Here is a 25,249-nt window from a genome sequence, read left to right as displayed (position 1 = left end):
ACGATCGGGCGACCGTACGGGGGCGATGTCACCCACAGGGGGTGCCCGCCCGGCGTGCGCCGACCCTCACGGGCCGGACACACCCGCGCCCTCCATCAGGCCCTGCACCTCGGTACCGGGCGGCGTCAGCAGGAACACGTTGCGGTCCACGCGGTGCATTCCGCTGGCCAGGCCGAAGACGACGCCTGTGCTGAAGTCCAGGACCCGCTTGGCGACCTCCGTCTCGGCGCCGGTCAGGTCCAGCAGCACCGGGATGCCCGCCATCAGCGTCTCGGCGACCTCGCGGGCGTCCCCGAACACATTGACCCGGAGCACGACGAAACGACGGCGCGTCTCGGTCTCCGCCTCCGGCAGCGCCCGGTGGTCCACGGCGGACGGCCAGGCGTCGCGGCCGCGCAACGGAACGACCTGGGCGAGTCCTTCCCACTGTTCATCGGTGACGTCGTGGCTGTTCACCGGCTCCCCCCGATCTGACTCGCACTCGTCGCCTGCACCAGGCAATTCTTACGGCAAGTCACCCGTTCGGCCGAACAGCGACACGGTCTGCGACGATTCTGTGGCCCTTTCCTCCGGAGTTGCGGCTTCTTTCCCTCAGGCGGCGGCGCGGGTGAAGCGGAGCGTGGTCGCGATCGTGGTCAGGCCGCCCATCATGCGCAGCTGGTTCCAGGTCATGCCGAACTCGTTTCGGTCCACGGTGAACTCCGCATCCAGCGTGACCTGTTCGGCGTCGGCCCCGAGGAGGCGGGCGACGAAGGTCAGCGGCCTGCTGATGCCGAGCACGGTGAGCTGACCGTTGACGTGCACCTTGTCACCGTCGCGCAGTTGGGCCTCGCGGGCGACGAAGGTGATCTCCGGGTGGTTGTCGGCGTCGAAGAAGTCGGCGGACCGCAGGTGCGTGTCGCGCTTGGCGTTCTTGGTGTCGAGGGAGGCCACGTCCAGGGTGAGGGTGCCGGTGGCGGTGCCGTCGGAGCGGACCTCGCCCCGGCCGCTGACGGTCCCGAAGGCGCCCTTGACGGTGACCAGGCCCCAAAACGTCTTGTGCCGCACGGCGACGGTGGAGGCGGTGGCGTCGAGCTGCCACAGGCCGGTTTCCACGGCGACGCTCATGATCGTTCTCCTGTCGACCGGGTACTCCGAATGAGTACTCCAAATTTGGATGACCTCACGCTAGCCGACTGTCCAAATCTGAACAACTTCTTCGTCCAAAATTGGACGACAGGTACACTCGAAACCATGGCCGACCCCGCCAAGCACCCCGCTGACCTGCCCGCATGCCCGTCCACGCAGGGCGGCGGCCTGCTGCCGCCGGAGCTGCGCGCCTGGATGCTGATGCGGGCCACGATGGGGGCCGTGGAGCAGCGGCTGCGGTCGGTGGTGAAGGAACGGCTCGACGTGTCCCACGACGAGTTCCTGGTGCTGTGCCTGCTCGCCGAGCAGCCCGAGGGCGGCCTGCGCATGACGCGGATCGCGGAACTGCTGGGCCGTCCCAAGACCCGGCTCACCTACCAGATCGCCTGCCTCCAGCGCGCCGGTCTCGTCACCCGCCGGTCGGCCTGCGGAGACCGGCGGGGCATCGAGGTCACCGTCACGGACCAGGCCCGGCGCCTGCTGGAGGAGGCGTCCGGGACCCTGGCGGAGACGATCACCGAGGCCCTCGCCACCTGCGTCGGACAGGCCGAACAGGACGCGTTGTCCGGCCTGCTGCCGGGGCTCACCGGGGAGGCGCGCGCCGAGTAGGGCCTGTCCGGCGGATCAGGCCGGCTTCAAGGAACGGCACCTCATCGGCGCAGGTGAGCGGGGCGGCGGGACGAGCCTCGCCGGGCAGTGCACGAACGCTGCCGTGGTGCTCGACTGGTCGAAGTACTGCAACCGGATCGAGTCCGTGAACGAGGAGGCGCGCACCTGCGTCGTCCAGCCGGGCATCGTGCTGGACGAGCTCAACCGGCACCTCGCGCCCACCGGTCTGCGGTTCGGCCCGGAGCCCGCCACCCACGCCGACTGCACGATCGGCGGCATGATCGGCAACAACTCGTGCGGCGCCACCGCCCAGGCGACCGGCAAAGCGCTCGCACTCGCCGGAACCGGACTGGCCGTGGGAGCCGCCGTCGGCCTGCTGCGCCGGCCGGCCCGCCGAACCCGACGCATCCTGGCGCCGATGCCTTGACCGACGATTCCGACGCGTTACCGCCGGGCCGCCCGTCGACGTACTCATGAAATTCGTGCCGTTCCGGGAATGCGAATTGATCGGCATTCATCGGCTCGGTCACTCGAATCGCCCTGCCATTTCTGCGCGTTGCATTTCTCCGCCGGTACTCTCGCCGGCGTACTCCCGTGGGTGTATTGCCACCCCCGGAACGCCCCGGGGAGTACCGCTCGGTTCCCCCTTCTGCGCGACGCAGCGTGCCTTTCGCTGCGGAAGCCTGGATGCGCTCACAACTTTTGATTGAACAGCGGACATCCAGAAGGAGGCTGGCCACATGGGTAGCGCGGCGCAGCAGAGCGGGAGCGGCAAACGACGACGGGCGCTGCCCTGGGCGGTGCTCGGCCTGTGGGTCGGATTACTGGTCCTGATCGCCCCGTTCTCGGGCAAGCTCTCGGACGTACAGGTGAACCGCGCGGTCGACTATCTGCCGACCAGCGCGGACTCCACGCAGGTGGCCAGGATCCAGGACAGTCTGCCGGGCGGTGAGGCCACATCGATCGTCGTCGTCTACCACCGCGACGGCGGCCTCACCGAAGCGGACCGCACCACCGCGGCCGACCAGATCGCGCAGGTCGACGGTGACTTCGACCTCAGCGCCGAGCCGCAGGCCGTGACGTCCCAGGACGGCACCACGGTGATGTACCCCGTCAGCACCACCGCGCCCGGCCAGGACGACGAGGCCCGTGACGAGTTCGTCGCCGGGGTGCGGGACATCACCCGTGGCGGGGACGGACTCGACGTGAAGGTCGGCGGCCCCGACGCCATCTCCACCGACGCTCGCGAGGTGTACGGCTCCCTGGGCGGTCCGCTGCTCTACACCACCGCCGCCATCGTCGCGATCCTGCTCGTCCTCATCTATCGCAGCCCCTTCCTGTGGCTGGTGCCGCTCATCGTCGCCGGTATCGGCGACTTCATGTCGATGGGCGTCGCGTACGGCCTCCACGAACTGTTCGGAACCACCATCAGCAGCCAGAGCTCCAGCGTGATGACGATCCTGGCGTTCGGCGCGGGCACCGACTACGCGTTGCTCATCGTCGCCCGCTACCGCGAGGAACTGCGGCGCGTCGTGCACCCGTACGACGCGATGCGGGCCGCGCTGCGCGGCTGCGGCCCCGCCGTCCTCGCCTCGTCCGGCACCGTCGCCGCCGGTCTGCTGTGCCTGCTCGCGGCCGACCTCGGCAGCAGTCGCGGCATGGGGCCGCTCGGTGCCGTCGGCGTGCTGTGCGCGCTGGTCGCGATGATGACGCTGCTGCCCGCCCTTCTCGTGCTGCTGGGCCGCCGGGTGTTCTGGCCGGTGGTGCCGGCCTACGGTTCGCAGCCCAAGGAGCGCCGTTCGCTGTTCGCCTCCATGGGCAGCTCCGCGGGCCGCCGACCGGTGACGGTCCTGCTCGGCGGTGTCATCGTGCTGGGTGCGCTGACCCTGGGCACGCTGAACCTCCCCGGTAGTCTCAAGCAGGAGGACTCCTTCACCGAGACACCGGACTCGGTGGTGGCCATGAAGACCCTCGCCGAGGCGTTCCCCGAGCGCGGCACGGAACCCGTCGTCGTCACCGCGCCGACCGACAAGGCGGACGCGATCCTCGGCACGGTGCGTGGCACGTCGGGCGTCGAGAACGCGGAGCTCGGGCGGTCCGGCGGCGGCTGGACCGAGATCACCGTGATCACCGAGTCGGTTCCGCAGACCCCCGCCGAGTCCGAGACGATCAAGAAGCTGCGCAGCGAACTGCACGGCGAGGGCGCCTACGTGGGCGGCCCCAGCGCCGAGCAGCTCGACCTGAAGGAGACCAACAACCACGACCGTGTCGTCGTCGTGCCCATCGTCCTGGCCGCCGTACTGCTCATCCTGATCGCCCTGCTGCGCAGCCTGGTCGCACCGCTGATCCTGCTCGCGGCGGTCGTCGCGGTGTGGGGCGCCTCGCTGGGCATCGCGGGTCTGGTCTTCGAGCCGCTGTTCGGCTTCGAGGGCACCGACCCCGGACTCGGGCTGCTGTCCTTCGTGTTCCTCGTCGCCCTCGGGGTGGACTACGGCATCTTCCTGATGCACCGCATGCGCGAGGAGTGCCTGGACGGGGCCGAACCCGGAGTCGCCGCGCTGACCGCGCTGCGGACGACCGGATCCGTGATCGCCTCGGCGGGCCTGGTGCTCGCGGCGACGTTCGCGGTGCTCACCAACATGCCGATGGTGCAGCTCGTCGAGCTCGGTTTCACGATCATGGTCGGTGTGCTGCTGGACACCTTCCTGGTGCGTACGTACCTCGTGACCTCGGCGAGCCTCGCGCTCGGCCGGAAGGTCTGGTGGCCGGGTCCGCTGTCCCGGCGGCCGGCGGCGCGTTCCGTCGAGCGGGAACTGTCCCCCACCGCGTGACGGTTCGCCCACCGGGGGCGTCCCTCTTTCAGAGGGGCGCCCCTTCGACAGAGGATGGCGGTGTGAATGTGAGTGACACGTTACGGCGGTTGGGCAGGGCTGTGCCCGGCAACCGCCGGGTCATGGTCGACGACGGTCTGCTCGCGGCGGCGATGGCCGCAAGCGCCGTGGTCGTCACGCAGATCGGCGGGACCAGCGGCCGTGCGCCCGACGCCTTCGGCTGGCTGCTGCTGTTGGCGGCGCACATCCCGATGGTGTGGCGGCGTACGGCGCCGATCCGCTCGTTCCTTGCCCTGACGGCCTTTCTGGTGCCGTACCACGCCCTCGACTACGACCACGGGGCGCTGATGGCCGCCTCGATGGCCGCCCTGTACACCATCGCCTCCACGGGGCCCGTCCTGCGCTCCGCGCTCGCCGGAGCCGGGGTGGTCGGACTGATGCTCGCGGTGAAGTTCGCGCAGGGCCTCAACGAGGGCACCGCCGCGCTGCGCGTCTCCGGGTGGATCATCGCCTTCCTCGTCCTCGGCATCTGCATCCGCTACCACCGCCAACACGTCGCCGCCGTCCTCGAACGGGCCGAACGCGCCGAGCGCAGCCGCGAGGAGGAGGTCCGCCGCCGGGTCATCGAGGAGCGCCTGCGGATCGCCCGCGACCTGCACGATCTGCTGGCGCACAGCATCACGCTCGTCGGTGTGCGCACCTCCGTCACCGCGCACGTGCTGGAGCAGGATCCCGATCGCCTGGACCGTGCGGCCGTCGCCAAGGCGCTCGAGGACATCGCCGAGGCGTGCCGTGCCGCGCGGGTCGAACTCCGCGCCACCCTGCAGGTCCTCAGGTCGGGACCGGACGACACGCGCGGCCCGCTGCCCGGCCTCGACGCCCTGTCGGACCTGGTCGCCACGGCCCGCGCCGCGGGAGCCACGGTGCGCCTGGACGTCGCCGAGACGGAACCGCCGGCCGCCGTCGGCGCGGCCGCCTACCGCATCGTGCAGGAGGCCCTGACCAATGCGGTACGGCACGGCGGCCCGAACCCTGCGATCCGCCTCACCGTGCGCGAGCAGGCCGGGTCCCTGCACGTGTCGGTCACCAACCGCGGCACCGCACCCGCCGTGCTCTCGGCGCATCCGCCCGGCTTCGGCCTCGTGGGCATGCGGGAACAGGCCCGCAGCGTGGGCGGCACGCTGGAGGCCGGGCCGCGCCGGGACGACGGTTTCGAGGTGCGGGCCGTGCTGCCCTTCACCACCTCTCCGCTGTCCGCCGCGTCCGCCGAGCCGACCGAGCCGACCCCGGCTGACGCCCGGGCGGCGGCCTCCGCACGCCCGTCCGTGACGGCCGCGTTCGGCAGACCCCTTCGCCTCGATCCGTCCGGTGGCGGTGCCCAGTGACCGAGACCGCTCCCATCCGCGTCCTGCTCGCCGACGACCAGACGCTCGTACGGGCCGCCTTCGCCATGCTGGTCGACTCGGCCCCGGACATGGAGGTCGTCGGGCAGGCCGGCACCGGCCACGAGGCCGTGGAACTGGCCCGCTCCACCCGGGCCGACCTCGTCGTCATGGACATCCGTATGCCGGACCTCGACGGGATCGAGGCGACCCGGCTGCTGGCCGCCGACGAGGACCTGGCCGGCGTGAAGGTGCTGACGCTGACGACGTTCGACACCGACCACCACATCATCGAGGCGCTGCGCGCCGGCGCCTCCGGGTTCCTCGTCAAGGACACCAAGCCCGCCGAACTGCTGGAGGCCATCCGGACGGTGGCCGCCGGGGACGCCCTGCTCTCCCCCGGCCCGACCGCCCGGCTCATCGCCCAGGTGCTGCGCGCCCCCGACGCGGCACCGCGCTCCGCCCCCGTCGCCGGTCTGACGATGCTGACCGCCCGGGAGCGCCAGGTGCTGACCCTGGTGGCGCGCGGCCTCAACAACAAGGAGATCGCCGATGCCCTGGGCGTGAGCCCGCTGACCACGAAGACCCAGGTCAGTCGCATCATGGGCAAGCTCGGCGCGCGTGACCGGGCCCAACTGGTGATCGTGGCCTACGAGTCCGGCCTGATCACCCCGGGCGCGGACTGACGACGCCGTTCCACGTGCCGGCCGCGCAGCACGCCTCCGGCCGCTGCCCGCGCGTTCGGCGGGCAGCGGCCGGAGGCGTTCTGCGTCGACAGCTCAGCTCACCAGCTCGCCCTTCTCCGCGGGTACCTCGGCGGACCTGCGCTTCTCGGCGCGGGTCGCGAGCCAGGCCCGCAGCCTGCGCTCGATCGGATCCTCGTAGAAGCGGTGTACGAGCCAGCCCACCAGGAGCGAGACCGCGAGGCTGACGGCGCCCCACAGCCAGTGGGCGTTGACCGGTGTGACGGGGTCGAGGAAGAAGTCCACCATCTCCTTGTCGGGGTAGACCATCGCCGCGACCGTGAAGAGCACCGTGAAGTGGAACAGGTAGACGCCCATGGACGTCTTGCCCAGCGCCACCAGGGCGGGCCTGCTGAACAGCGAGCCGTGGCCGTCCACTTCGCGCTGTGTGTAGGCGGCCAGCAGAAGGGCGTACATCGGTGCCATGACGAGGTCCAGCGGGTCGTGCGGCACCTCGCTGCGGACCGAGGTGCCGCTCATCGCCAGCATCACGCCGAGCACGACCGCCATGGCCGCGTACACCTGGCCGACCGAGAAGCGGAACTTCAGGCCCCGCCGCATCGCCGCCGCCATCCAGACACCGCACAGGAACTCGTGGATGCGGCCCAGCGGGGAGTAGATGCCGAAGGTCAGACCGCTCGCGTCCGCCAGGGCGAGCGGCTCGCCGGGCGGGTAGGCGGCCCACAGGGCGATCCTGATCACCCAGCCGTAGGCCAGCGTCAGGCCGGCCAGCCACAGCAGCTGCCGGGGGGTGCGCCGCAGCGCGAACCGGCCCACCCACAGGAAGATCGCGTAGAAGAACACGACGCAGGACAGCATCCACGTCACGGGGTTGGTCGACTCGAGCACGACCGGCGGTATCCACGCCTGCACGAAGAACAGCGCGGCCACGGCGGCGCCGATCATGTGCGCGGCGTCGGTGGCGGGGTCGGCGAGCGCGAAACCGAGGGGCAGCGCGAGCGCGATGACCAGCGTGGGCCAGATCCGCGCCATGCGGCGGCCGAGGAACCACCCCAGCCGGTCATTGCCCCGGAAGCTCCAGGTCAGCGCGAACCCGGACAGCACCAGGAAGAAGGTGCCGCCGGAACCTGCGAGCCCCAGCACGTCGTTGACGTGCGGGACGGGCATCAGCACCGCCAGATGGGAGATGAACACGGTCATCGACATCAGGAACCGCAGACCGGTGAGGGAACGGACGTTCCGCAGTGGCGGTGGCTGCAGTTCTTCGTTGCCGGGCTTGGTCATTTTCGCCTCACTGAAGTCTCGGGTCGACCCGTCGACGGTCCCAGCAGGCGGCAAAGCCCCCATCAATCCGGGGCAAACCCCACATCCCGCCAACGCGCCCAGCGCAGTCGCGCGGCCGGGCCGCGGGACTGCGCTGGGCATGGTGGGGCGAGATGTGGCCGGTTCGACTCAGTCGATACCGCGGACGATATGGGGCTCGATCGGCTCCTCCTCCACGCCGGCGAGCCCGAGCACGGGCACCAACAGCTCTTCCCACACCTCTTCGCGGTCCAGCAGTTGTTCCTCCTGCTCCTCGTTCATCACTCCTCCTGAAGATCGTGCGGCTGCGAACGGGCCGGCCGGCCTCGCTACCTAGGGCCTGTCCGGCGGATCATGCCGGAATCGCGGGGTCTGGCACGCCCGTCTGCCGCGTTGTCGTCACTCGCCGACTCCCCCACGCTCGGCTTCTCCCCCACTCTCGACTTCGCTCGAGCGGGGGGACCCCCATGCGCGGGAGGGGCCCCCATCGCGTCGACTCCCTCCTCCGCCTTGCAGCTGGACGCATCAGCCCCCGCTCACCTGCGCTGATCATCACCGCCCATTGGTGCCGGCCTGATCCGCCGGACAGGCCCTCGTCGCCGCCTCGCGCAGGGCGGCGGCGCGGTCGGTCCGCTCCCAGGTGAAGTCGGGCAGCTCACGGCCGAAGTGGCCGTAGGCGGCCGTCTGCGCGTAGATCGGACGCAGCAGGTCGAGGTCCCGGACGATGGCGGCCGGGCGCAGGTCGAAGACCTCCGTGACCGCCTGCTGGATGCGCTCCACCGGGACCGTCTCGGTGCCGAAGGTCTCGACGAACAGGCCCACCGGCCTGGCCTTGCCGATGGCGTACGCGACCTGCACCTCGCAGCGTCGCGCGAGTCCGGCGGCGACCACGTTCTTGGCGACCCAGCGCATCGCGTACGCCGCGCTCCGGTCCACCTTCGACGGGTCCTTGCCCGAGAAGGCACCGCCGCCGTGGCGGGCCATGCCGCCGTACGTGTCGATGATGATCTTCCGGCCGGTCAGGCCGGCGTCGCCCATCGGGCCGCCGATCTCGAACCGTCCGGTCGGGTTGACCAGGAGACGGTAGGAGTCGGTCTCCAGCTTGATTCCCTGATCGGCCAGTTGGGACAGCACCGGCTCGACGACATGCTGACGGACGTCGGGCGTCAGCAGCGTGTCCAGGTCGATGTCCGCGGCGTGCTGCGTGGAGACGACGACGGTGTCCAGACGTACGGCGCGGTCGCCGTCGTACTCGATGGTGACCTGCGTCTTGCCGTCGGGCCTGAGATAGGGGACGGTGCCGTCCTTGCGCACCTGGGTCAGCCTGCGGGACAGCCGGTGCGCCAGCTCGATCGGCACGGGCATCAGGCTCGGCGTCTCGTCGCTGGCGTAGCCGAACATCAGGCCCTGGTCGCCGGCGCCCTGCCGGTCGAGTGCCTCGTCGTCGCCCGTGCCGGGGTCCTGCACGCGTGTCTCGTAGGCCGTGTCCACCCCCTGCGCGATGTCCGGCGACTGGCCTCCGATCGACAACGAGACCCCGCAGGACGCGCCGTCGAACCCCTTGGCCGACGAGTCGTAGCCGATCTCCAGCACGGTCTGCCGCACCAGCGCGGCGATGTCCGCGTACGCCGAGGTGGTGACCTCACCGGCGACATGGACCTGGCCCGTGGTGATCAGTGTCTCCACCGCGACACGCGCGGTCGGGTCCTGGCCGAGCAGCGCGTCGAGGATCCCGTCACTGATCTGGTCGGCGATTTTGTCCGGGTGACCTTCGGTCACCGACTCCGAGGTGAACAGCCGCTTGGCCATCGTGTGCTCCGTTGCGAGGTGTGAGGGGGTGCGAGGGAAGGGTGGTGGCCCCGGCGGCACGGGCCGCCGGGGCGCTGATCAGGGGTCGGTGTAGAAACGCGCCCAGATGTCGATCTCGTCGGGGGACAGCGGCACATGGCTGCTCAGCCGCTCCGGATGCCCGTCGGGCGGGGCGTCGAGCAGCGGTGCCGGCGACTCCGGCTGCGCGGCGGGGATGTCGGGCGGCGGCGGGTGAACCCACATCAGACCCGCGGCCTTGAGCCCCTCGTACACGGTGGTCAGCAACCACGTCCCGCAGACGACGACTCCTCGGGACAGGGCTGCGAAGTACCCCTGGCTCTCCCCTTCGTCCTCGCCGGGACCGCCGGACGGGCTCTCCCCGTCCGCTTCGCGCTCTCTGTCCGGCATGACGTGCCCGCTCCCCGCTATTCCGGGATGATCACTTCGCGCGGGGCGGACGCCCCGCTCGCGCCGGCCGTCGACTCCATGGGGGCGAGGTAGCGCATCTCCTCGGGCGCCTCGTCGAGCAGCCATGCGGACATGGCCTTCAGCTCCGGAATGCCCGGGAACATGAACCGGCGGTTCTTGTCCTCGATGCCGATGCCGCGCAGGATGCCGGGCGAGTTCTCGATGGCCGCCATGAGCCGTCGGCCGGCGACGGCGGCGGGGAGTTCACCCCGGTCGACGGCGTCGCACAGGGTGACCATCCGATCGAAGAGCGCCTTGTACTCGGGCTGGTCGGGAAGCAGCAGGCCCGGGTAGGGCACGTCCTCCATCTCCCGGAAGACACGGTCGTCCCGCGTCTTGCGGTAGCGCTCGATGAACCGGTCGAAGCGGAGGTTGATCGGCACCTCGGCGGCCGCCCACACGCGGTAGACCGCGTTCCACAGCTCGTAGTCGGAGAACGCGATGAACGAGGCGTTGACCAGCTGGTCGTTGTAGCGGATGAGACCCTTCTGCAGGGTGTCGACGTAGCGGAACCGCTCCACGTCGAAGTCGTCCTCGCGCAGGGCGTCCAGCAGGCGCCAGGCGAAGGAGTTGATGATCTCCGTGGTGTTGGTCAGACCGCGCGAGTAGAGCGGGTCGAGGAAGCCCGCGGCGTGCGACATGAGGCACCAGCGGTGGCCGACGGTTTCCTTCGAGGTGTACTGCAGCCGGCCGGTCGAGACCCAGGGGCGGACCGTCACCGCGTCGGCGAAGATCCGCTCGACCGCAGGGAACCGCTTGACGAAGGTGCGGAACTCGTCCTCGGGGGTCACCCCGTCCTGCTTCGGATAAAGCCGCTCGTCGTAGGTCAGGCCGACGCTCACCAGCGGGTTCTTCGACCTGGGCTCGTTGTTGAACGGGATGGACCAGATCCAGCCCCGCTCGAACATGTGGTGCATGGTGCCCTGCACCCAGGGGATCGGCGGCAGGTCCTCCGGCTCCATCCGCAGGACGTCGTCGGTCGGCTTCACCCCGATCATGTGCGTGAACAGGGACCGCGAGTGGTGCTTGAGGGCGTCCGGTCCCTCCCGCAGCCCGAGCTTGTCGGCCACCGGCGAGCGGAAGCCGCTGCCGTCCACGAGGTAGCGGGCGGTGAAGCGCTCCCCCGCCGCGTCGGCCACGGCGACCTGGTCCTCGCCCAGCTCCAGATCGGCGACCCGGAAGCCCTGTCGTACGGCACAGCCGTACTTGATCGCGGTGTGGAAGAGGAAGGCGTCGGTGTCCTGCCGGAACAGGTGCCCGGTCTGCAGCGCCTTGGAGGGCGGACTGAACTGGTTGACCTCCAGGGGGTCGGGCTCCTCGCCCTCCTTGTGCAGCATGAAGCCGAAGTGCTTCTTGACCCCGGACGTCGGGCCGATGTTGTGCAGGCCCCCTTCGTACGACGTCAGGTACTCCAGCTCCGGAATGCCGTAGCGCTCGGCGAGCTGCCGGTACCCCTTCAGGGTGTACAGAGTCGTGGACTCCCCCACGGCGAACTTCGGATGCACCGCGGCGTCGATGAGCAGCACCCGGACGTCCTGGCGCGCCAGGATGGCGCCGAGGACCGTGCCGGCGCTGCCCGCGCCCAGGATGATGACGTCGTAGTCGTACTCGACCGCGCCGGATCGCGTCATGTCGGTCTCCTCTTCCTCACTTGCCGTCAGCGGCCGGGGCGGTGATCTGCGCGACGACTTCGCCGGTGTCGAAGACATTCCAGTCCCGCACGACCTTGCCGTCGCGGATCTCCCAGATGACGATCCCGGAGACCTTGATCCACCGTCCCGAGGCGGGAACCCCCCGGTACACACCGGTGTGCCGGGCGGTCGTGGTGTAGTGCGTCACGGCATGGCTGCCGTCCGTCAGGACCAGATCCAAGGTGACGCCGATGTCGGAGAACGCGCTGTGCACCGCACGCACGCTCCGGCGGGGCCCGTCCGGGCCGACCTTCCTGCCGTTCAGTACGAAGTCGTCCGCGAAGACCTCCCCGGCGACGCTCACATCGCCCTCGGCCCAGCCCTTGGCGAACCAGAATTCGGCGAGCCGCGCGTGCTCAGGTGCCGCGGTGGCGCCGGTCACTTCTTGGTCCCGGAAACGACGACGAAGGTGCCGAGCATCAGGAAGGTGCCCTGGGCGTCACGGCGCTGGATCTCCTCGCCCCAGCCCAGAGCCCGGGTCTCCTCGGCGATGCCCTGCGCGGCGGCGGCCGCGGCGGCCTTGCCCACCCAGGTCAGGGCGTCGGCGGCGGCCAGGCTGGTCAGCGCCACGGGCAGGAGCTTGACGGTGACGTCGACGGCGCCCGCCTCGATGAGCAGCCTGCGCAGCTGGCGCGCCACCCAGGCGTTGGGCACATGCTCGCCCCACCAGGTCATGATCCGCCGGGTCAGGTCACGGTCCGTCAGATCCGGTGCCCACAGCCCGTGGTCGGGGTCGGTGATCAGCACCTGCCCGCCGGGCTTGACCACCCGGAGCATCTCGGCGACGGCCGCCGCGGGGTCGGGCACGTGCTCGATGACGCGCTCCGCGCGAGCGGCGTCGAAGGTGTCGGCGGCGAACGGCAGCGAACCCGCCTCGCCGTGCAGGAACTCCACCTCGGCGGCCCCGGGGCCGCCCGGCGTCGCCTGCGCGATCAGCTGCTCGCTGGAGTCGATCCCCACGACCCTGCCGCCGGGGCCGACCCGCTGCGCGATCGCCCGTACATCGGCGCCGGTGCCGCAGCCGACGTCCAGGACATGGCTGCCGGTGGTCACGCGCAGCATGTCGTCGAGTTCCGTCTTGACGGACGCCAGCACGATCGCGGCCTGGTCGAGGAACTTCTTCGCGTCGTCAGCCTCACGCCATACGTCGGCCGGCTTGACCTGGCCCGTTCCGGTAGTCATCGATCGGCTCCCAGTGATGAGTCGTGAATTCACCCGCCGGACGGGCGGGATCTGCCGGACGTCACCGTCCGCGCAAGATCACGGAACCGATGACGCTTCGACGGTACGGACGGCCGATAAAGCACCGCGAAAGCACGGTGACGGCCTGCCGTGAATCGCCGGGCGACCAACCGGTTTCACACGGTTTTCACCACGCGTTCAGGACGGTCGCGGCCACGTCCCGCACCGTGTGGTCGAGATAGAAGTGACCGCCCTCGAACACGCGCAGCTCGCCCTTGGCCGTGGTGTGGGCCCGCCATGCCGCGGAGTCCCGGAGCGAGACGATCGGATCGTGCGTGCCGACCAGCGCGGTTATCGGGCAGGTCACCCGCGCGTCCGGAGCGGGCCGGTACTTCTCCACCGCCCGGTAGTCGGCCCGCACGGCGGGCAGTGACATCGCGCGGATCTGCGCCGCGGACAGGCGGGCGGGATCGGTGCCGCCGAGTCTGCACAATTCGGCGACGAGTGCATCGTCATCACCGAAATGCGCCGTCGGCTGTCTGAAAACCGACGGCGCGGAAACCGCTGATGCGAACAAACGCCTGGGACCAGGCGCGGAAACCTGCTGCAGACGCAGGGCCACCTCAAAGGCGACGAGGGCACCGAGACTGTGCCCGAAGAACACGAAGGGCCCCTCCACCGCAGGTCGCAGGGCCTCGAACGCCGCATCGGCGAGCTCTGCGACGCTTTCCAACGGCGGTTCCGCACGCCGCTCTTGACGTCCCGGATACTGAACCGCGAGGGTCTCGGCATGCGGGGCGAGCTCGATCGCCAGGGGGCGGAAGTAACTGGCGGACCCGCCCGCGTGCGGAAAGCACACCACGCGGACCGAGCTGTCCGGGGCCGCGACCAGCCGCCGTATCCAGGGTGTTTCTGTGTGCGTCAGCATCGCAACGCCCTCCAGCACATGAGGCGGCAGCCGCCTCTTTCATCGGATGCAGTGCCGGGCACGAGCGTAGGCAGCACAACAAGTGGGGGAAACAAGGGAATCGCCGGCTTAAACCAGAACTGACAGCGCGCTTAATCTCCTCTTCACCGCACACTCGACAGGACGGGCTTGCGCCCCTGGGCAGCCAGACGGTTTGATTGCCCGAGTCCTACGACTGTGTGCACTTCCGCATGTCACAAGTGCCGTAATCCACAACACGGGGTATTCGTATGTCCTTACGTCGTTCCCTCCTCTGCCTACGCATAGCCGCATTGCTCCAGTCCGTGCTCCTCATCGCCCAAGTCGCCCTGGCCGGTGGCTTCCTCGGCGGGCATTTCGACATGCTGCAGATGCACGGCGTGCTGGCCCGCGGGATCATGGTGGTGGCCCTGCTGATGGCGGTGGCCGCCTTCCTGGTGCGCCGGGCTGGCGGGCCCTCGTCGATCCTCGGCACTTCGGTCGTGCTGCTGCTCGCGCTCATCGGCCAGATGGCGCTCGGCCTGAACCGCAGTGTGGCCGCGCATGTGCTGCTCGGCGTGATCATCGTCGCCGCCGTCGCCGTCCTCTCCCAGCGCGTGATGACCACACCACTGCCGCCCGGAAACTCCTCCGGCACACCGAAGCGTGAGTCGGAGCTGGTCTCGTGAGGCGCCGCACCTTCCTGGGCACGGGCGGCGCCGTTCTCGGCGTGGGAGCCGTGACGCTGGCGGGATGGCCGCTGCTGCGCTCCTACTTCAGCGAGGGCAAGCCCGGCGAACTGCTGAGCAGCACGGCGAAACTGCCCGAGCCCTACCAGGTCCCCCTGCCCGTACCGCCGGTGCTGGAGCCCGCCTCCACCAGCGGCACCACGGACTCGTACGACATCACCCAGCGCGTGGCCGAGTTGGAGATCCTGCCGGGTCTGCGGACGAAGGCCTGGACGTACGGCGGTACGTTCCCGGGGCCGACCATCGTCTCCCGCTCCGGGCGGCGCACCGTGGTCCGGCACCGCAACGAGCTGGACCAGCCGGTCGTCGTGCACCTGCACGGCGGACACACCCCGGCGGCGAGTGACGGCTATCCGACCTCGCTGATCCTCCCCGCGAACGGCTCCTACGACGCCCATCGTGCGGCCCAGGACATGGCCGGCGGCAAGCACGGCATGTCCATGGACCACGGGACGATGGACCTGGCCGAGGGCGTGCGGAGCTACACCTATCCGCTCGAGCAGCGCGCCGCGACGCTCTGGTACCACGATCACCGCATGGGGTACACCGGGGCGAGCGTGTGGATGGGCCTGGCCGGGTTCCATCTCGTCCACGACGACGAGGAGGAGCGGCTGCCGCTGCCGGGCGGCGAGCGTGACATTCCACTGATGATCACGGACCGGTCCTTTGCGGAGGACGGATCGTTCCGTTATCCCCTGGTGGATCCGGAGTTCCACGCTCCGGGCGTCACCGATGCCTATATGAACGGCGTGCTGGGTGACGTGGTGCTGGTCAACGGTGCGCCCTGGCCGGTGCACGAGGTGGAGCGGCTCCGCTATCGACTGCGGTTCCTCAACGCGTCCAACGCCCGTCTGTACAAACTGGAGTTGGACCCGCAGCCGGAGGGCGGCGACGCCTTCGTCCAGATCGGCAGCGACGGCGGGCTGCTGGCCGGCCCCCGCCGTCACGACTCCCTGGAGATCGCCCCCGCCGAGCGCTTCGACGTCGTCGTCGACTTCTCCCGGTACCGGCCGGGCACCAAGGTGCGCCTGCTGAACCGCTTCGGAGACGGCACGACCGCCGAGGTCATGCGCTTCGACGTGGGGTCGGGGTCGCCCGCGGACGACACGACGGTGCCCGAGAAGCTGAGCGAGGTGGTCTCGCTGGATCCTGGCCGGGCCTCGGTCACCCGGGACTTCCACTTCCGCGGCTCGGCCGCGGGCTGGACCATCAACGACCTGGAGTACCAGCCCGGTCGGGCGCTGGCCCGGCCCAAGCTGGGACAGACCGAGGTGTGGCGGTTCACCACGAACTTCCACCACCCGATCCATCTCCACCTGGACCACTTCCAGGTGGTCTCGCGCAACAACCGGGATCCCGGAGCGTTCGACCACGGTTGGAAGGACACCGTGGACCTGCGTCCGGCCGAGGCTGTCGAAGTGGTCGTCCGCTTCACGGACTACGCGGGCCCCTTCATGCTCCACTGCCACAACCTGGAGCACGAGGACATGGCCATGATGGGTGACTTCGTCACCGAGTAGGGCCCCGCCGAGCGGCCGGCCGCCTCCCCGTCGGGGGAGGCAGCCGGCCCTTTTTCGTCCGCTTGACGGCCGCTTCATCCGACTCCCCTGAGATGGGTGGGGACAGCGGTGAACGGACCCGGCGGAGTGAGGCGAACGCATGACAGCAGCACCGGCCCACTCGGCCCCTACGGCTCATTCCGTCGTGACGTTGGCGAGGATCTTCTCCAGTAGCCGGCTCAGCTGCGCGATCTCGCTGTCGCTGATTCCCTCCAGCATCCGCTCATGGCTGCGCAGGGCGATGGACTCGATCTTCGAGTACATCGCGTCGCCCTCCGGGGTGAGCTCGACCGTGACCGCTCTGCGGTCGGAACCGCTCCGCGTCCGCAGCACGATTCCCCGGCGCTCCATCGTCTCCAGATGGCGTGTGAGCGTCGGCCCCTCGATGCTCAGGTACTCGGCGAGTCTGCGCTGGATCATCGGCCCTTCGAGCTTCAAGGTGGCCAGCACGGTCCAGGTGGCGAAGGTGACGCCGGATCTGCCGAGCTCCGCCTCGAAGAACGCGCGCGACTCCTTCGCGACCAGTCGTAGTTTGGGGGCGATGCTGCTACGCAGCCACATCGGACCGGCGTCCGCCCCTGTCGTGTCGTGCCGCGGCACCCGCGCCTCCGCTCGTCCCTTGCTCACCGTGAGTATCCCCCGCCGTCCTTCCGGCGAGCAAAAGCAGGTTGACCATGGATCAATTAGTTCGTTAGGGTACTAACTATTTTGCGGACCGGCAACCACAGCGGGAGCCAACGTGAGTGAGTTACGTACCGAAGCCGCTGCCCCCTCAGCCCCGGCCGGGACCGAACCACCGTCGCGACGCGCATGGCTCGGACTCGCCGTCATCCTCCTGGCCGCCTTCATGGAACTGCTGGACGTCACCGTGGTCACGGTGGCCTCGACGGAGGTCAAGGGCTCCTTCCATACCAGCTACGCCCAGGTGCAGTGGATCCTGGCGGGCTATCAACTGACCTTCGCCGCGGGCATGGTGGCCGGCGGGCGACTCGGCGACATCTACGGCTGCCGACGCGTCTTCGTCTACGGCGTGCTGGCGTTCACCGGCGCGTCACTGCTGTGCGGCATCGCCTCCAGCGGCCCGCAGATCGTGCTGTTCCGGCTGCTCCAGGGGCTCGCCGCGGCCCTGATGTTCCCGCAGGTCCAGGCGCTCATCCACGTCACCTTCACCGGCAGGTACCGCGCCGCCGCGTTCGGTGCGCTGGGCGGCGTGACCGGACTCGCCGGCATCGCCGGGCCGCTGATCGGCGGGGCGCTGATCGAACTGGACCTGTTCGGCACCGGCTGGCGGATGATCTTCCTGATCAACGTGCCCATCGGGATACTCGCCGCGATCGGGGCGAGACTGCTGGTGACCGAATGGCGGTCCGAGCAGCGCCCCCGGCTGGACCTGTGGGGCACCGCCCTGGGCACCCTCGCGGTGACCCTGGTCGTCTTCCCGCTGATCCAGGGGCGGGACGCCGACTGGGCGTGGTGGATCTGGGGTCTGCTCGCCCTCTCCGCACCCGCCGTCCTGCTGTTCCTGCTGCACCAGCGCCGACTCGAACGGCGCGGCGGATGGCCGGTGATCGACCTGGGGCTGTTCCGCGGCGGGTCCTTCGGCACCGGCCTGGTCGTGCAGTTCATGAGCTTCGCGGGAATCTCGGCCTTCTTCCTGGTGCTGGCCGTGGAACTGCAGGCGGGGTACCAGTGGTCGGCGCTCCGCACCGGACTGGCTTTCCTGCCCATCGCGTTCGGCACGGGTCTCGCCTCCGGGATCGCCATCCCGCTCATGCCCAGGCTGGGCAAGCGGGTGGTGCAGCTCGGGGCCGCCGTGATGATCCTCGGGATGATCACCCTGATGGCCACGCTCAGCGCCTACCCCACCGACTTGTCCTTCTGGCGGCTGGCACCCGCCGGGCTCGTGGTGGGGCTGGGCCTCGGCGTGATCGTGACCACGGTGAACGACGTCGTGCTGGCCGAGGCGGTCGGCCCCAGCGCCGGATCCGCGGCCGGGGTGAAGGCCATGGTGGGCCAGTCCGGCAACGCGCTCGGGGTCGCCGTGCTGGGCGCGATCTTCTTCGGTCTGCTGAGCGGCAACGCCTCCGCCGCCGTCCATGACGGACTGCCCCACTTCCGGGCCGAGTTGAGGCAGCTGTCCGTACCGGTGCAGACCGCGCGGAGCCTGGAGCGCTCCCTGGTCGACTGCTTCACGGCACGGGCCGAGGCCGGGGACCGGACCGAGGCTCCGCCCAGCTGCACCACGCTGACCGACCAGGCACGCCGGACCGGGAACCTGGCCGTGGGCCGCCTGGTGGACACCACGCTCACCGACACCGCACAGCGGCACTTCGCGGGCTCCATGAAGACCAGCCTCCGCTACGAGGTGGTGGTCTACGCCCTGGTCTTCCTGCTCGTCTTTCTCCTCCCGCTCCGCCGGCTGCAGGCGGGCTCCAGGCACTGACCCAGCCGTACACACGAAGGGAACGAACGCCCGATGGACACAGCTCGACATGAGGACTTCACCGGCAAGGCCGCACTGGTCACCGGGGGCAGCAGCGGGATCGGCTCCGCCACCGCGCTGTTGCTCGCCCGGCACGGCGCCGGTGTGGTGGTGAACTACCGCGCCGACGAGGAGGCGGCCCGCGCCGTGGTCGACGAGATCAGGGCCCAGGGCGGCACGGCGGTGGCGCTGCAGGCTGACGTCACCGTCGCCGAGGAGGTGGACCGCATGGTCGCGCGGGCCGCGGAGGAGGTGGGGCCGATCGACATCCTGATCGCCAACGCGGCCGGGGTCGACGGGCGGACCGCTCGGCCCGGGCCGATGCTCAATACCCCGCCGGAGCACGCCCTGCACGTGGTGGACGCGCAGCTGAAGGCCTTCCTCAACCCCGTGCACGCGCTGGTGCCGGGCATGGTCGACCGCGGCAACGGCGGCGCGGTGGTCGCCGTGGGAGCGTCATTGTCCCGACGCTCCCCGGAGGGGTTCGGGGCGCTCTCCATGTCCAAGTCGGCACTGGAGGCCGCGGTCCGTACGCTCGCCCGTGAGGTGGGGCCGGCCGGAGTGCGGGTCAACATGGTGGCACCCGGGCTGATCATCAGCGCCCTGTCGTCGAGCGTGCCGGAGGCCGTGCGGACGGCCAACGCCGAGCGGACGGCCGTCAAGCGGAACGGTGTGCCGTCCGACGTCGCGGAGTCGATCCTCTTCCTCGCCTCCGAGCGCTCCTCCTACCTCACCGGCAGCTACCTCCTGGGGGATGGGGGCACCGCGATGCTCTGACTGGCGGGCCTGGCGCCCGGCCACCTCCGACGCATGCCGCGGCTCAAGGCATATGCCTTGAGCCGCAGCCATGTCCACCCCCGCCGCGCCCCGGCATTCCGCAGCTTATTCATCCCGCGGTTGGATATGCCCTCGACGTGATCGTGATAGTTTCGGTCTCACGGAAAAGCGCAGACCTAATCACCGCACCTCGAGCATATATCTGCCCCAGCACGGGTACCGGGCTCCGTCCGACGCTCCGGTGCAATTCGCCCTCTTGATGTAACACAGGAGGAACAGCGTGATGGTAGGCCAGGCAACCGACGACGATAAAGACGTCGCCAACATCATCGATCAGCGTGAGCTGCGTGCCATATTCGGGCGCTTCGCGACCGGCGTTACGGTCATCACCGCAAACTACTCCGGGGAGCTCTTCGGAGTGACCGTGAACTCCTTCACGTCGCTCTCCCTCGATCCCCCACTCGCCCTCTTCTGCCTGCACAGCAGGTCCTCGTTCCGTGCCGCGCTCGGCGTCGGATCCTCGTTCACCGTGAACATCCTGTCCGAGGAGCAGCGGGACATCGCCGCTCTCTTCGCCTCCGGCGTCGACCGGTTCCTCAAGGTCAACTCGGTGCCCGGCCGGGGCGGGAGCCCGGTGCTCACCAACTCGCTGGCCTATGCGACCTGCGAAGTGGAGCAGGAGGTTCCAGGCGGTGACCACGTGATCGTGATCGGCCGCGTGATCGACATCGGACTGCTGCGCCGCGAAGGCAAGCCGCTGGCCTTCTTCGCCGGCGCAATGCACAAAATAAATACGTACCAGTGATCAGCCGAACACGGGGGTAATTGAATCATGCGATTCAAGCTGTTGGGGCAATTGCAGGTGCACGACGGGGACCGTATTCTGACGCCTCGGGCACATAAACTGCGCGTACTACTGGCCACCCTTCTGGTGAATCACCGCCAAGTTCTATCGATCGAGTCCCTCATCGATGAGCTGTGGCCGCAGGGCCCTCCTCGGACCGCACTGCAGGCACTGCGGGTCTACATTTCGCAGCTTCGGAAGATGCTGCACGACAGCAGTGCGAACGGCCGAATCTGCCTGATCGGCGAACCGCCCGGCTACTGTCTCTCCATCGATGAGGGAATGCTTGATGTCGTCGAATTCGACCGGCATCACGAACTCGCCACAACAGCTCTGGAAGCGCACGACGAGGAGGCCGCATTACGCCATTTCGCGGCGGCCGCGAACCTCTGGCGCAGCGCGCCGCTCGCCGGCCTGCGCGAGGGAATGCTCCTGCAGAGCGCCGCGTCCCGGCTCGAGGAGTCCTGGATGGCGGTCGAGGAGGGACGCATCACCCTGGAGGTGCGCCTGGGCAGGCGCCGCGGCGAGGCCATCGCCCGGCTGCGCGAACTGATCGCCAGGAATCCCTACAACGAACGCCTGCACGGGCTGCTCATGATCGCGCTCTTCCTGTCGGGTCGTAGCGGCGAGGCATTGCAGGTCTACCGAAACATGAGACGACGTCTCGTGGACGAGCTCGGCATCGAGCCGGGCGACGAACTCCGTCTGGTTCACCAGATCGTTCTGGACTCGGACCGGGCGGCGCTGGAGCACGCCGGTATGTGGACCGCCTGAATCGCGAACCGAAAGGACAACGAGATGAGCACGTACACGAGCACCCCGAACCAGCCGGGCGCGACGGCCGGGGGAGTCGACGGGCCCCTCGACGACGCCTTCGACATCATGCTCGTCGGCTGGTCGTTCATGCGCAGCAAGCTCCTGCTGACCGCGATGGAGCTGGGCCTGTTCGAAGCGCTCAGCAAGGAATCCGGTACCGCCGAGCAGATAACCGGCCGGCTGGGCCTGCACCAGCGCGGAGTGCCCGACTTCCTCGACGCCCTGGTCGCCCTGGGGGTGCTGGCCCGTGACGAGGCGGGCGTCTACCGCAACAGCCCCGCCGCGGGCCGGCACCTGATCCCCGGTCAGCAGGGTTACGTCGGTGGCTTCCTGAAGATGACCACGGACTTCATGGGCGCGGGCTGGGAGAGCCTGGCGGACATGCTGCGCTCGGGCGACGCCCACGGGCAGGACGCCAACAAGGTGCCGTTCGCCCAGATCTTCCGTGACCCGCAGCGGCTGCGGCAGTTCCTGTCGGCCATGGACAGCCTCAACGGCGCGATCGGCCCGGAACTCGCCCGGCAGTACGACTGGTCGCAGCACAAGTCCTTCGTGGACGTCGGCGGCGCCCGCGGCAACCTGGCGTGCACCCTGCTGCTGGCCCACCCGCACCTCACCGGCGGGGTGTTCGACCGCCCTGTCATGAAGCCGTTCCTCGAGGAACTGGCGCAGGAGCGCGGTGTGCCGGACCGGGTCGGCTTCCACGGAGGCGACTTCTACGTCAACGACATCCCGTCCGCCGACGTGGTGGTCTTCGGCAACGTACTGCACGACTGCCCGGTCGAGGCCCGCAAGAGCCTGATCGCCCAGGCCGCCGAGCGGGTTCCCGCGGGTGGTGCGGTCATCGTCTACGACCCGATGATCGACGACGCCCGCACGGACGCCGACACCCTTCTGATGAGCCTGACCATGATGCTCCAGTCCCCGGCCGGCAACGAGTACACGGCGGCCGAGTGCCGCAGCTGGATGGAGGAGGCCGGCCTCGACGTCGAGTCCGTCTTCCGGCTCCCCGCGCACGCGACGGCCGTGGTCGGCCGCAAGCGCGCCTGACCTCGACCGAAGTCCCGGCGGCGGCCGGCCGGATCATCCGGCCGGTCGCCGTCGCCCATGAGCAGCCGATGAGGAAACGGAGTGCACAGGACATGGCCACGAACGCCCAGAACGCCAAGACCTCCAAGAGCCACGTCGACCTCACGATCATGCTGGTCAGCCATGACGCCTTCCGCCGTGACATCCGGCGGCTGGAGAAGGCCGCGGCCGGCCGGGCACAGTCCGGGCCGCTCGACCGCAAGCGCGTCGAGACGGGCTGGGAGATCTTCAAGACGCAGCTGCACATCCACCACGAGGGCGAGGACCGGGACCTGTGGCCCCGGATGGCCAAGGGCCTCGCCCACCGCCCGGACACCCTCGCCACGTTGGCGGAGCTGGAGGCCGAGCACCAGCGGATCGATCCGCTGATCGCCTGTGTGGACGCCGCGTTCGCGGATCCGGGGGCGGGCTCCGCCGCGCTCGAGCAGGCGGTCGGTGAGTTCGGCGACTGCCTGGTCTCGCATCTGGAGCACGAGGAGCAGGAGGGTCTCCCGTACGTCCAGGAGGCGCTCTCGGAGAAGGAGTGGAAGGCCTTCACCGCCGACCAGCGCGAGAGCCTCGGGCTCACCGGAGCGGCCGAATTCTTCCCCTGGCTGCTGGACGAGGCCACACCCGAGAACGTCCGGAGGATCAACTCCTTCATGCCGATGCCGATGCGCATGGCCCTGAAAACCCTCTGGTCGCCCGCGTACCAGGCGCGGGACTCGTGGACCGGCTGAGCGGGCCGGCCTACCCTTCGTGCCTGCTCCGGCGGCATCGGTGCCGCGGTGTTATGGCGGCTTAATTGCGATGTGCCACCGTACTCGTGACCTCACGGGTCACGCGAACGCAGCGGAAGAGTCCGGAGCAACGGTGCCACGGCCGGACCCTGCCCCGCCGCCGGTACGGCCCCAGCCCGTTCGCGCTGGCCCCCGAGAGGACCGGTCCGTACGAACGGGAGGGTTGTCCCATGGAGAACGGCATGTTCGCCGACAACGGCTTCAAGCTGGGCTTATTCGCACCCAACGCGTCATCCGGCCTGGCCATCACCACGATCCCCGAACGCTGGTCGGGAAACTGGGCGGACAACCGCGCTCTCGCGGTCCTCGCCGACCGGCTGGGGCTCGACTTCCTGCTTCCGGTGGGCCGCTGGATCGGCTGGCCCGGCACCACCTTCCACGACAGCGTCCTGGAGACGATCACCTGGGCCGGCGGGATGCTGGCGGTGACCGAGCGCATCTCGGTGTTCGCCACGGTCCACAGCGCGCTGCTGCCGCCCGTCGTCGCGGCCAAGCAGTTGGCCACCGTCGACCGGATCGGCGACGGGCGTGCGGGACTCAACATCGTGGCCGGTTGGTACCAGGCGGAGTACGAGGCGTTCGGCCTCGACCTGCCCGGCTCCCCGGCGCAGCGCTACGCCCACGCCCAGGAGTGGTGGGACGTGGTGCGCACGCTGTGGAGCAGCGAGGAACCGTTCGACCACGACGGCGAGTTCTTCCCCGGCCTGACCGGCCTGCACACAAGTCCCAGACCGGTGGCCGGCAGGCTGCCGGTCATCAACGCCGCGGTGTCGGAGGCCGGGCGCGGTTTCGCCACCCGTAACGCCGACTTCCTGCTGACGGCGGCCTTCGACCCCCAGCGGGGCTCCGCCCTGGTCGACGGCGTCGAGCGGGCGGCCGCGCAGCACGGCGGGCGCCGGGTGACGGTCATGTCCAACGCATATGTGGTGTGCCGCCCCACCCGGAGCGAGGCGGAGGAGTTCCTCAGGTACTACGCCGAGGAGAACGCCGACTGGCAGGGCGTCGACACGGTGATGAGCGGGCAGGGCATCAACCCGCAGTCGTTCAGCGAGGCGCAGATCCGGATGTTCCGGCCCCGCTTCGCCGCCGGCCACGGCGGACTGCCGTTGGTGGGCAGCCCCGACGACATCGCCGCAACGATCGTCTCGTTCGCGCGCGCCGGCCTCGGCGGCCTCGCGCTGTCCTTCGTCGACTACCTGGGCGAACTGGAGTTCTTCGCGTCCGAGGTCATCCCGCGGCTGGAGAAGGCGGGCATCCGCCGACCGGTCGGCGGTTGAGCGCATCGTCGCATCATCACCTTGCGGTAGCCCTTCGTATGACATCGTGCGGAGTCGTACCGTACGCCTGCGTGTGCGCATGTCTGGCCACCGCGGCGTTTTCACGACTGGACAGGGGGAGTCCATTGGTAGCGGTCATAGTCATGAGTCATGACGCGTCCCGGAGAACCGCTCTGGAGCGTCGCTTCGCGGCCCTCGACGGGTTCAGCGTCCTGCCTCATGGCCGAGGGGAGTTCCAAGCCGCCGACGTGGCCGTGCTGGCGGCGGACCGGGAGAGTCTGAATCTGACCCGCCGGGTCGCGTCCAACCTCGCGGGAGTGTTCGCACCGACGCTGCTCGTGGTGGAGGAACCGTTCGAGGAACTGGCCGGCGTGATGTGGTTCGGTGCCTACGGGCTGATCCTCAGCTCCGCGTCGGACCGCGAACTGGCCGATGCCGCCGTGCTGGTCTCGAACCGGTACACCGTCGTGTCCGAGGAGATCATCGAGGACGAGCGGCTGAGCGAGGGCCGGCTGGCCTTCGAATGGACACTGAACAACGACACCCAGTCCGCGCTGGGCGGTCTGTCCCGCCGGGAGCGCGAGGTCCTCGCCCTGGTCGGCACCGGCCGCAACAACGCCGAGATCGCAGCCCAGCTGTGGGTGAGCAGCAACACCGTGCGCTCCCACGTCCAGCGCCTGATGCGCAAACTCGGCCTGCGCAGTCGGCTCTGCCTGGTCATCTTCGCCCATGAGCTGGGTCTCGTGGACATGAACGACACCGTCCTGAACGGCGGGGAGGAGGAGCCCGCGGCGTCGGCTCACCGACGCGCCTGAGCACGCCACGACCGGGCCCCGGACAAACAAA

The 25,249-nt window shown here is 69.5% G+C and carries 25 protein-coding genes and 1 pseudogene; 15 read left to right on the top strand and 11 right to left on the bottom strand.

The annotated features are described in order from the left end of the window. Positions 1-66: 66 nt before the first annotated feature. Entirely contained in the window at positions 67-456 is a 390-nt protein-coding gene (locus ACTWQJ_RS17295; protein ID WP_443307527.1) for a cell division protein SepF, read from the bottom strand. A 135-nt stretch (positions 457-591) separates the two neighbouring features. After that, positions 592-1,107, bottom strand: a complete 516-nt coding sequence (locus ACTWQJ_RS17290; RefSeq protein WP_443307526.1) for a YceI family protein — start codon at positions 1,105-1,107, stop codon at positions 592-594. A 126-nt stretch (positions 1,108-1,233) separates the two neighbouring features. On the opposite strand from ACTWQJ_RS17290, the gene ACTWQJ_RS17285 reads away from it, so the two are divergent. From ACTWQJ_RS17285 to ACTWQJ_RS17265, 5 genes and pseudogenes are all read left to right on the top strand, one after another. Further along, complete coding sequence (locus ACTWQJ_RS17285) at positions 1,234-1,737, top strand: MarR family winged helix-turn-helix transcriptional regulator (protein WP_443307525.1); 504 nt, start codon at positions 1,234-1,236, stop codon at positions 1,735-1,737. A gap of 58 nt (positions 1,738-1,795) precedes the next feature. Then, a pseudogene (locus ACTWQJ_RS17280) lies at positions 1,796-2,068 on the top strand (FAD-binding oxidoreductase); the annotation flags it as partial. Positions 2,069-2,477: 409 nt separating this feature from the next. After that, a complete protein-coding gene (locus tag ACTWQJ_RS17275; RefSeq protein ID WP_443307524.1) occupies positions 2,478-4,568 on the top strand; it encodes an MMPL family transporter in 2,091 nt (696 codons plus the stop codon). A gap of 68 nt (positions 4,569-4,636) precedes the next feature. Further along, positions 4,637-5,953, top strand: a complete 1,317-nt coding sequence (locus ACTWQJ_RS17270; protein WP_443307523.1) for a sensor histidine kinase — start codon at positions 4,637-4,639, stop codon at positions 5,951-5,953. Between the two features lie 65 nt (positions 5,954-6,018). Beyond that, positions 6,019-6,636, top strand: coding sequence for a response regulator (locus ACTWQJ_RS17265; protein ID WP_240797811.1), 618 nt, complete (start codon positions 6,019-6,021; stop codon positions 6,634-6,636). 93 nt (positions 6,637-6,729) lie between these two features. Here the strand turns inward: ACTWQJ_RS17265 and ACTWQJ_RS17260 are convergent, their stop codons facing one another. The 8 genes from ACTWQJ_RS17260 to ACTWQJ_RS17225 all read right to left on the bottom strand — a co-directional run bounded on the left by ACTWQJ_RS17260 (position 6,730) and on the right by ACTWQJ_RS17225 (position 14,052). Next, on the bottom strand, positions 6,730-7,938 hold the full coding sequence (locus tag ACTWQJ_RS17260; protein ID WP_443307522.1) for an acyltransferase family protein: 1,209 nt from the start codon (positions 7,936-7,938) through the stop codon (positions 6,730-6,732). Positions 7,939-8,106: 168 nt separating this feature from the next. Continuing rightward, positions 8,107-8,238 (bottom strand): hypothetical protein, encoded by a 132-nt coding sequence (locus tag ACTWQJ_RS17255; RefSeq protein ID WP_443307521.1) that lies wholly within the window; start codon positions 8,236-8,238, stop codon positions 8,107-8,109. Positions 8,239-8,508: 270 nt separating this feature from the next. Continuing rightward, positions 8,509-9,765, bottom strand: coding sequence for a methionine adenosyltransferase (gene metK / locus ACTWQJ_RS17250; protein ID WP_443307520.1), 1,257 nt, complete (start codon positions 9,763-9,765; stop codon positions 8,509-8,511). A gap of 78 nt (positions 9,766-9,843) precedes the next feature. After that, positions 9,844-10,173: a DUF6059 family protein gene (locus ACTWQJ_RS17245; RefSeq protein ID WP_443307519.1), complete on the bottom strand. Its 330-nt coding sequence runs from the start codon at positions 10,171-10,173 to the stop codon at positions 9,844-9,846. Between the two features lie 17 nt (positions 10,174-10,190). Continuing rightward, complete coding sequence (locus ACTWQJ_RS17240; RefSeq protein WP_443307518.1) at positions 10,191-11,864, bottom strand: NAD(P)/FAD-dependent oxidoreductase; 1,674 nt, start codon at positions 11,862-11,864, stop codon at positions 10,191-10,193. 16 nt (positions 11,865-11,880) lie between these two features. Beyond that, positions 11,881-12,306 carry an ester cyclase gene (locus ACTWQJ_RS17235; protein ID WP_443307517.1) on the bottom strand — a complete coding sequence of 142 codons (426 nt, stop codon included), beginning with the start codon at positions 12,304-12,306 and terminating at the stop codon, positions 11,881-11,883. Continuing rightward, on the bottom strand, positions 12,303-13,106 hold the full coding sequence (locus tag ACTWQJ_RS17230) for a methyltransferase domain-containing protein (RefSeq protein ID WP_443307516.1): 804 nt from the start codon (positions 13,104-13,106) through the stop codon (positions 12,303-12,305). The genes ACTWQJ_RS17235 and ACTWQJ_RS17230 overlap by 4 nt, the downstream gene beginning before the upstream one ends. A gap of 187 nt (positions 13,107-13,293) precedes the next feature. Beyond that, on the bottom strand, positions 13,294-14,052 hold the full coding sequence (locus tag ACTWQJ_RS17225) for a thioesterase II family protein (RefSeq protein ID WP_443307515.1): 759 nt from the start codon (positions 14,050-14,052) through the stop codon (positions 13,294-13,296). 251 nt (positions 14,053-14,303) lie between these two features. Here ACTWQJ_RS17225 and ACTWQJ_RS17220 point away from each other — a divergent pair, with 251 nt between their 5' ends. Together ACTWQJ_RS17220 and ACTWQJ_RS17215 are read left to right on the top strand one after the other, a co-directional pair. Next, complete coding sequence (locus tag ACTWQJ_RS17220) at positions 14,304-14,720, top strand: hypothetical protein (protein WP_443307514.1); 417 nt, start codon at positions 14,304-14,306, stop codon at positions 14,718-14,720. Next, positions 14,717-16,300 carry a multicopper oxidase family protein gene (locus ACTWQJ_RS17215; protein ID WP_443307513.1) on the top strand — a complete coding sequence of 528 codons (1,584 nt, stop codon included), beginning with the start codon at positions 14,717-14,719 and terminating at the stop codon, positions 16,298-16,300. The genes ACTWQJ_RS17220 and ACTWQJ_RS17215 overlap by 4 nt, the downstream gene beginning before the upstream one ends. A gap of 174 nt (positions 16,301-16,474) precedes the next feature. On the opposite strand, the gene ACTWQJ_RS17210 is transcribed toward ACTWQJ_RS17215, so the two are convergent. Further along, a complete protein-coding gene (locus ACTWQJ_RS17210; RefSeq protein ID WP_385509484.1) occupies positions 16,475-16,966 on the bottom strand; it encodes a MarR family winged helix-turn-helix transcriptional regulator in 492 nt (163 codons plus the stop codon). 112 nt (positions 16,967-17,078) lie between these two features. Here ACTWQJ_RS17210 and ACTWQJ_RS17205 point away from each other — a divergent pair, with 112 nt between their 5' ends. The 8 genes from ACTWQJ_RS17205 to ACTWQJ_RS17170 all read left to right on the top strand — a co-directional run bounded on the left by ACTWQJ_RS17205 (position 17,079) and on the right by ACTWQJ_RS17170 (position 25,218). Next, a complete protein-coding gene (locus ACTWQJ_RS17205) occupies positions 17,079-18,782 on the top strand; it encodes an MFS transporter (protein WP_443307512.1) in 1,704 nt (567 codons plus the stop codon). Positions 18,783-18,815: 33 nt separating this feature from the next. Next, entirely contained in the window at positions 18,816-19,598 is a 783-nt protein-coding gene (locus ACTWQJ_RS17200) for an SDR family NAD(P)-dependent oxidoreductase (RefSeq protein WP_443307511.1), read from the top strand. Positions 19,599-19,881: 283 nt separating this feature from the next. Beyond that, positions 19,882-20,403: a flavin reductase family protein gene (locus ACTWQJ_RS17195; protein WP_443307510.1), complete on the top strand. Its 522-nt coding sequence runs from the start codon at positions 19,882-19,884 to the stop codon at positions 20,401-20,403. 27 nt (positions 20,404-20,430) lie between these two features. After that, on the top strand, positions 20,431-21,216 hold the full coding sequence (locus ACTWQJ_RS17190) for an AfsR/SARP family transcriptional regulator (RefSeq protein ID WP_224736400.1): 786 nt from the start codon (positions 20,431-20,433) through the stop codon (positions 21,214-21,216). A gap of 24 nt (positions 21,217-21,240) precedes the next feature. Next, a complete protein-coding gene (locus ACTWQJ_RS17185; protein ID WP_443307509.1) occupies positions 21,241-22,308 on the top strand; it encodes a methyltransferase in 1,068 nt (355 codons plus the stop codon). Positions 22,309-22,400: 92 nt separating this feature from the next. Beyond that, a complete protein-coding gene (locus tag ACTWQJ_RS17180) occupies positions 22,401-23,066 on the top strand; it encodes a hemerythrin domain-containing protein (protein WP_443307508.1) in 666 nt (221 codons plus the stop codon). Between the two features lie 230 nt (positions 23,067-23,296). After that, positions 23,297-24,403: an LLM class flavin-dependent oxidoreductase gene (locus ACTWQJ_RS17175; RefSeq protein WP_443307507.1), complete on the top strand. Its 1,107-nt coding sequence runs from the start codon at positions 23,297-23,299 to the stop codon at positions 24,401-24,403. Positions 24,404-24,546: 143 nt separating this feature from the next. Beyond that, entirely contained in the window at positions 24,547-25,218 is a 672-nt protein-coding gene (locus ACTWQJ_RS17170; protein WP_443307506.1) for a response regulator transcription factor, read from the top strand. The last annotated feature ends 31 nt before the right edge of the window (positions 25,219-25,249 follow it).

Origin of the sequence: Streptomyces sp. KR55, from assembly GCF_052245645.1 — a bacterium.
Lineage (GTDB): Bacteria > Actinomycetota > Actinomycetes > Streptomycetales > Streptomycetaceae > Streptomyces > Streptomyces flavusporus.
Note: the sequence above shows the minus strand (reverse complement) of the source record. Positions and strands in the feature narration are given on the sequence as shown.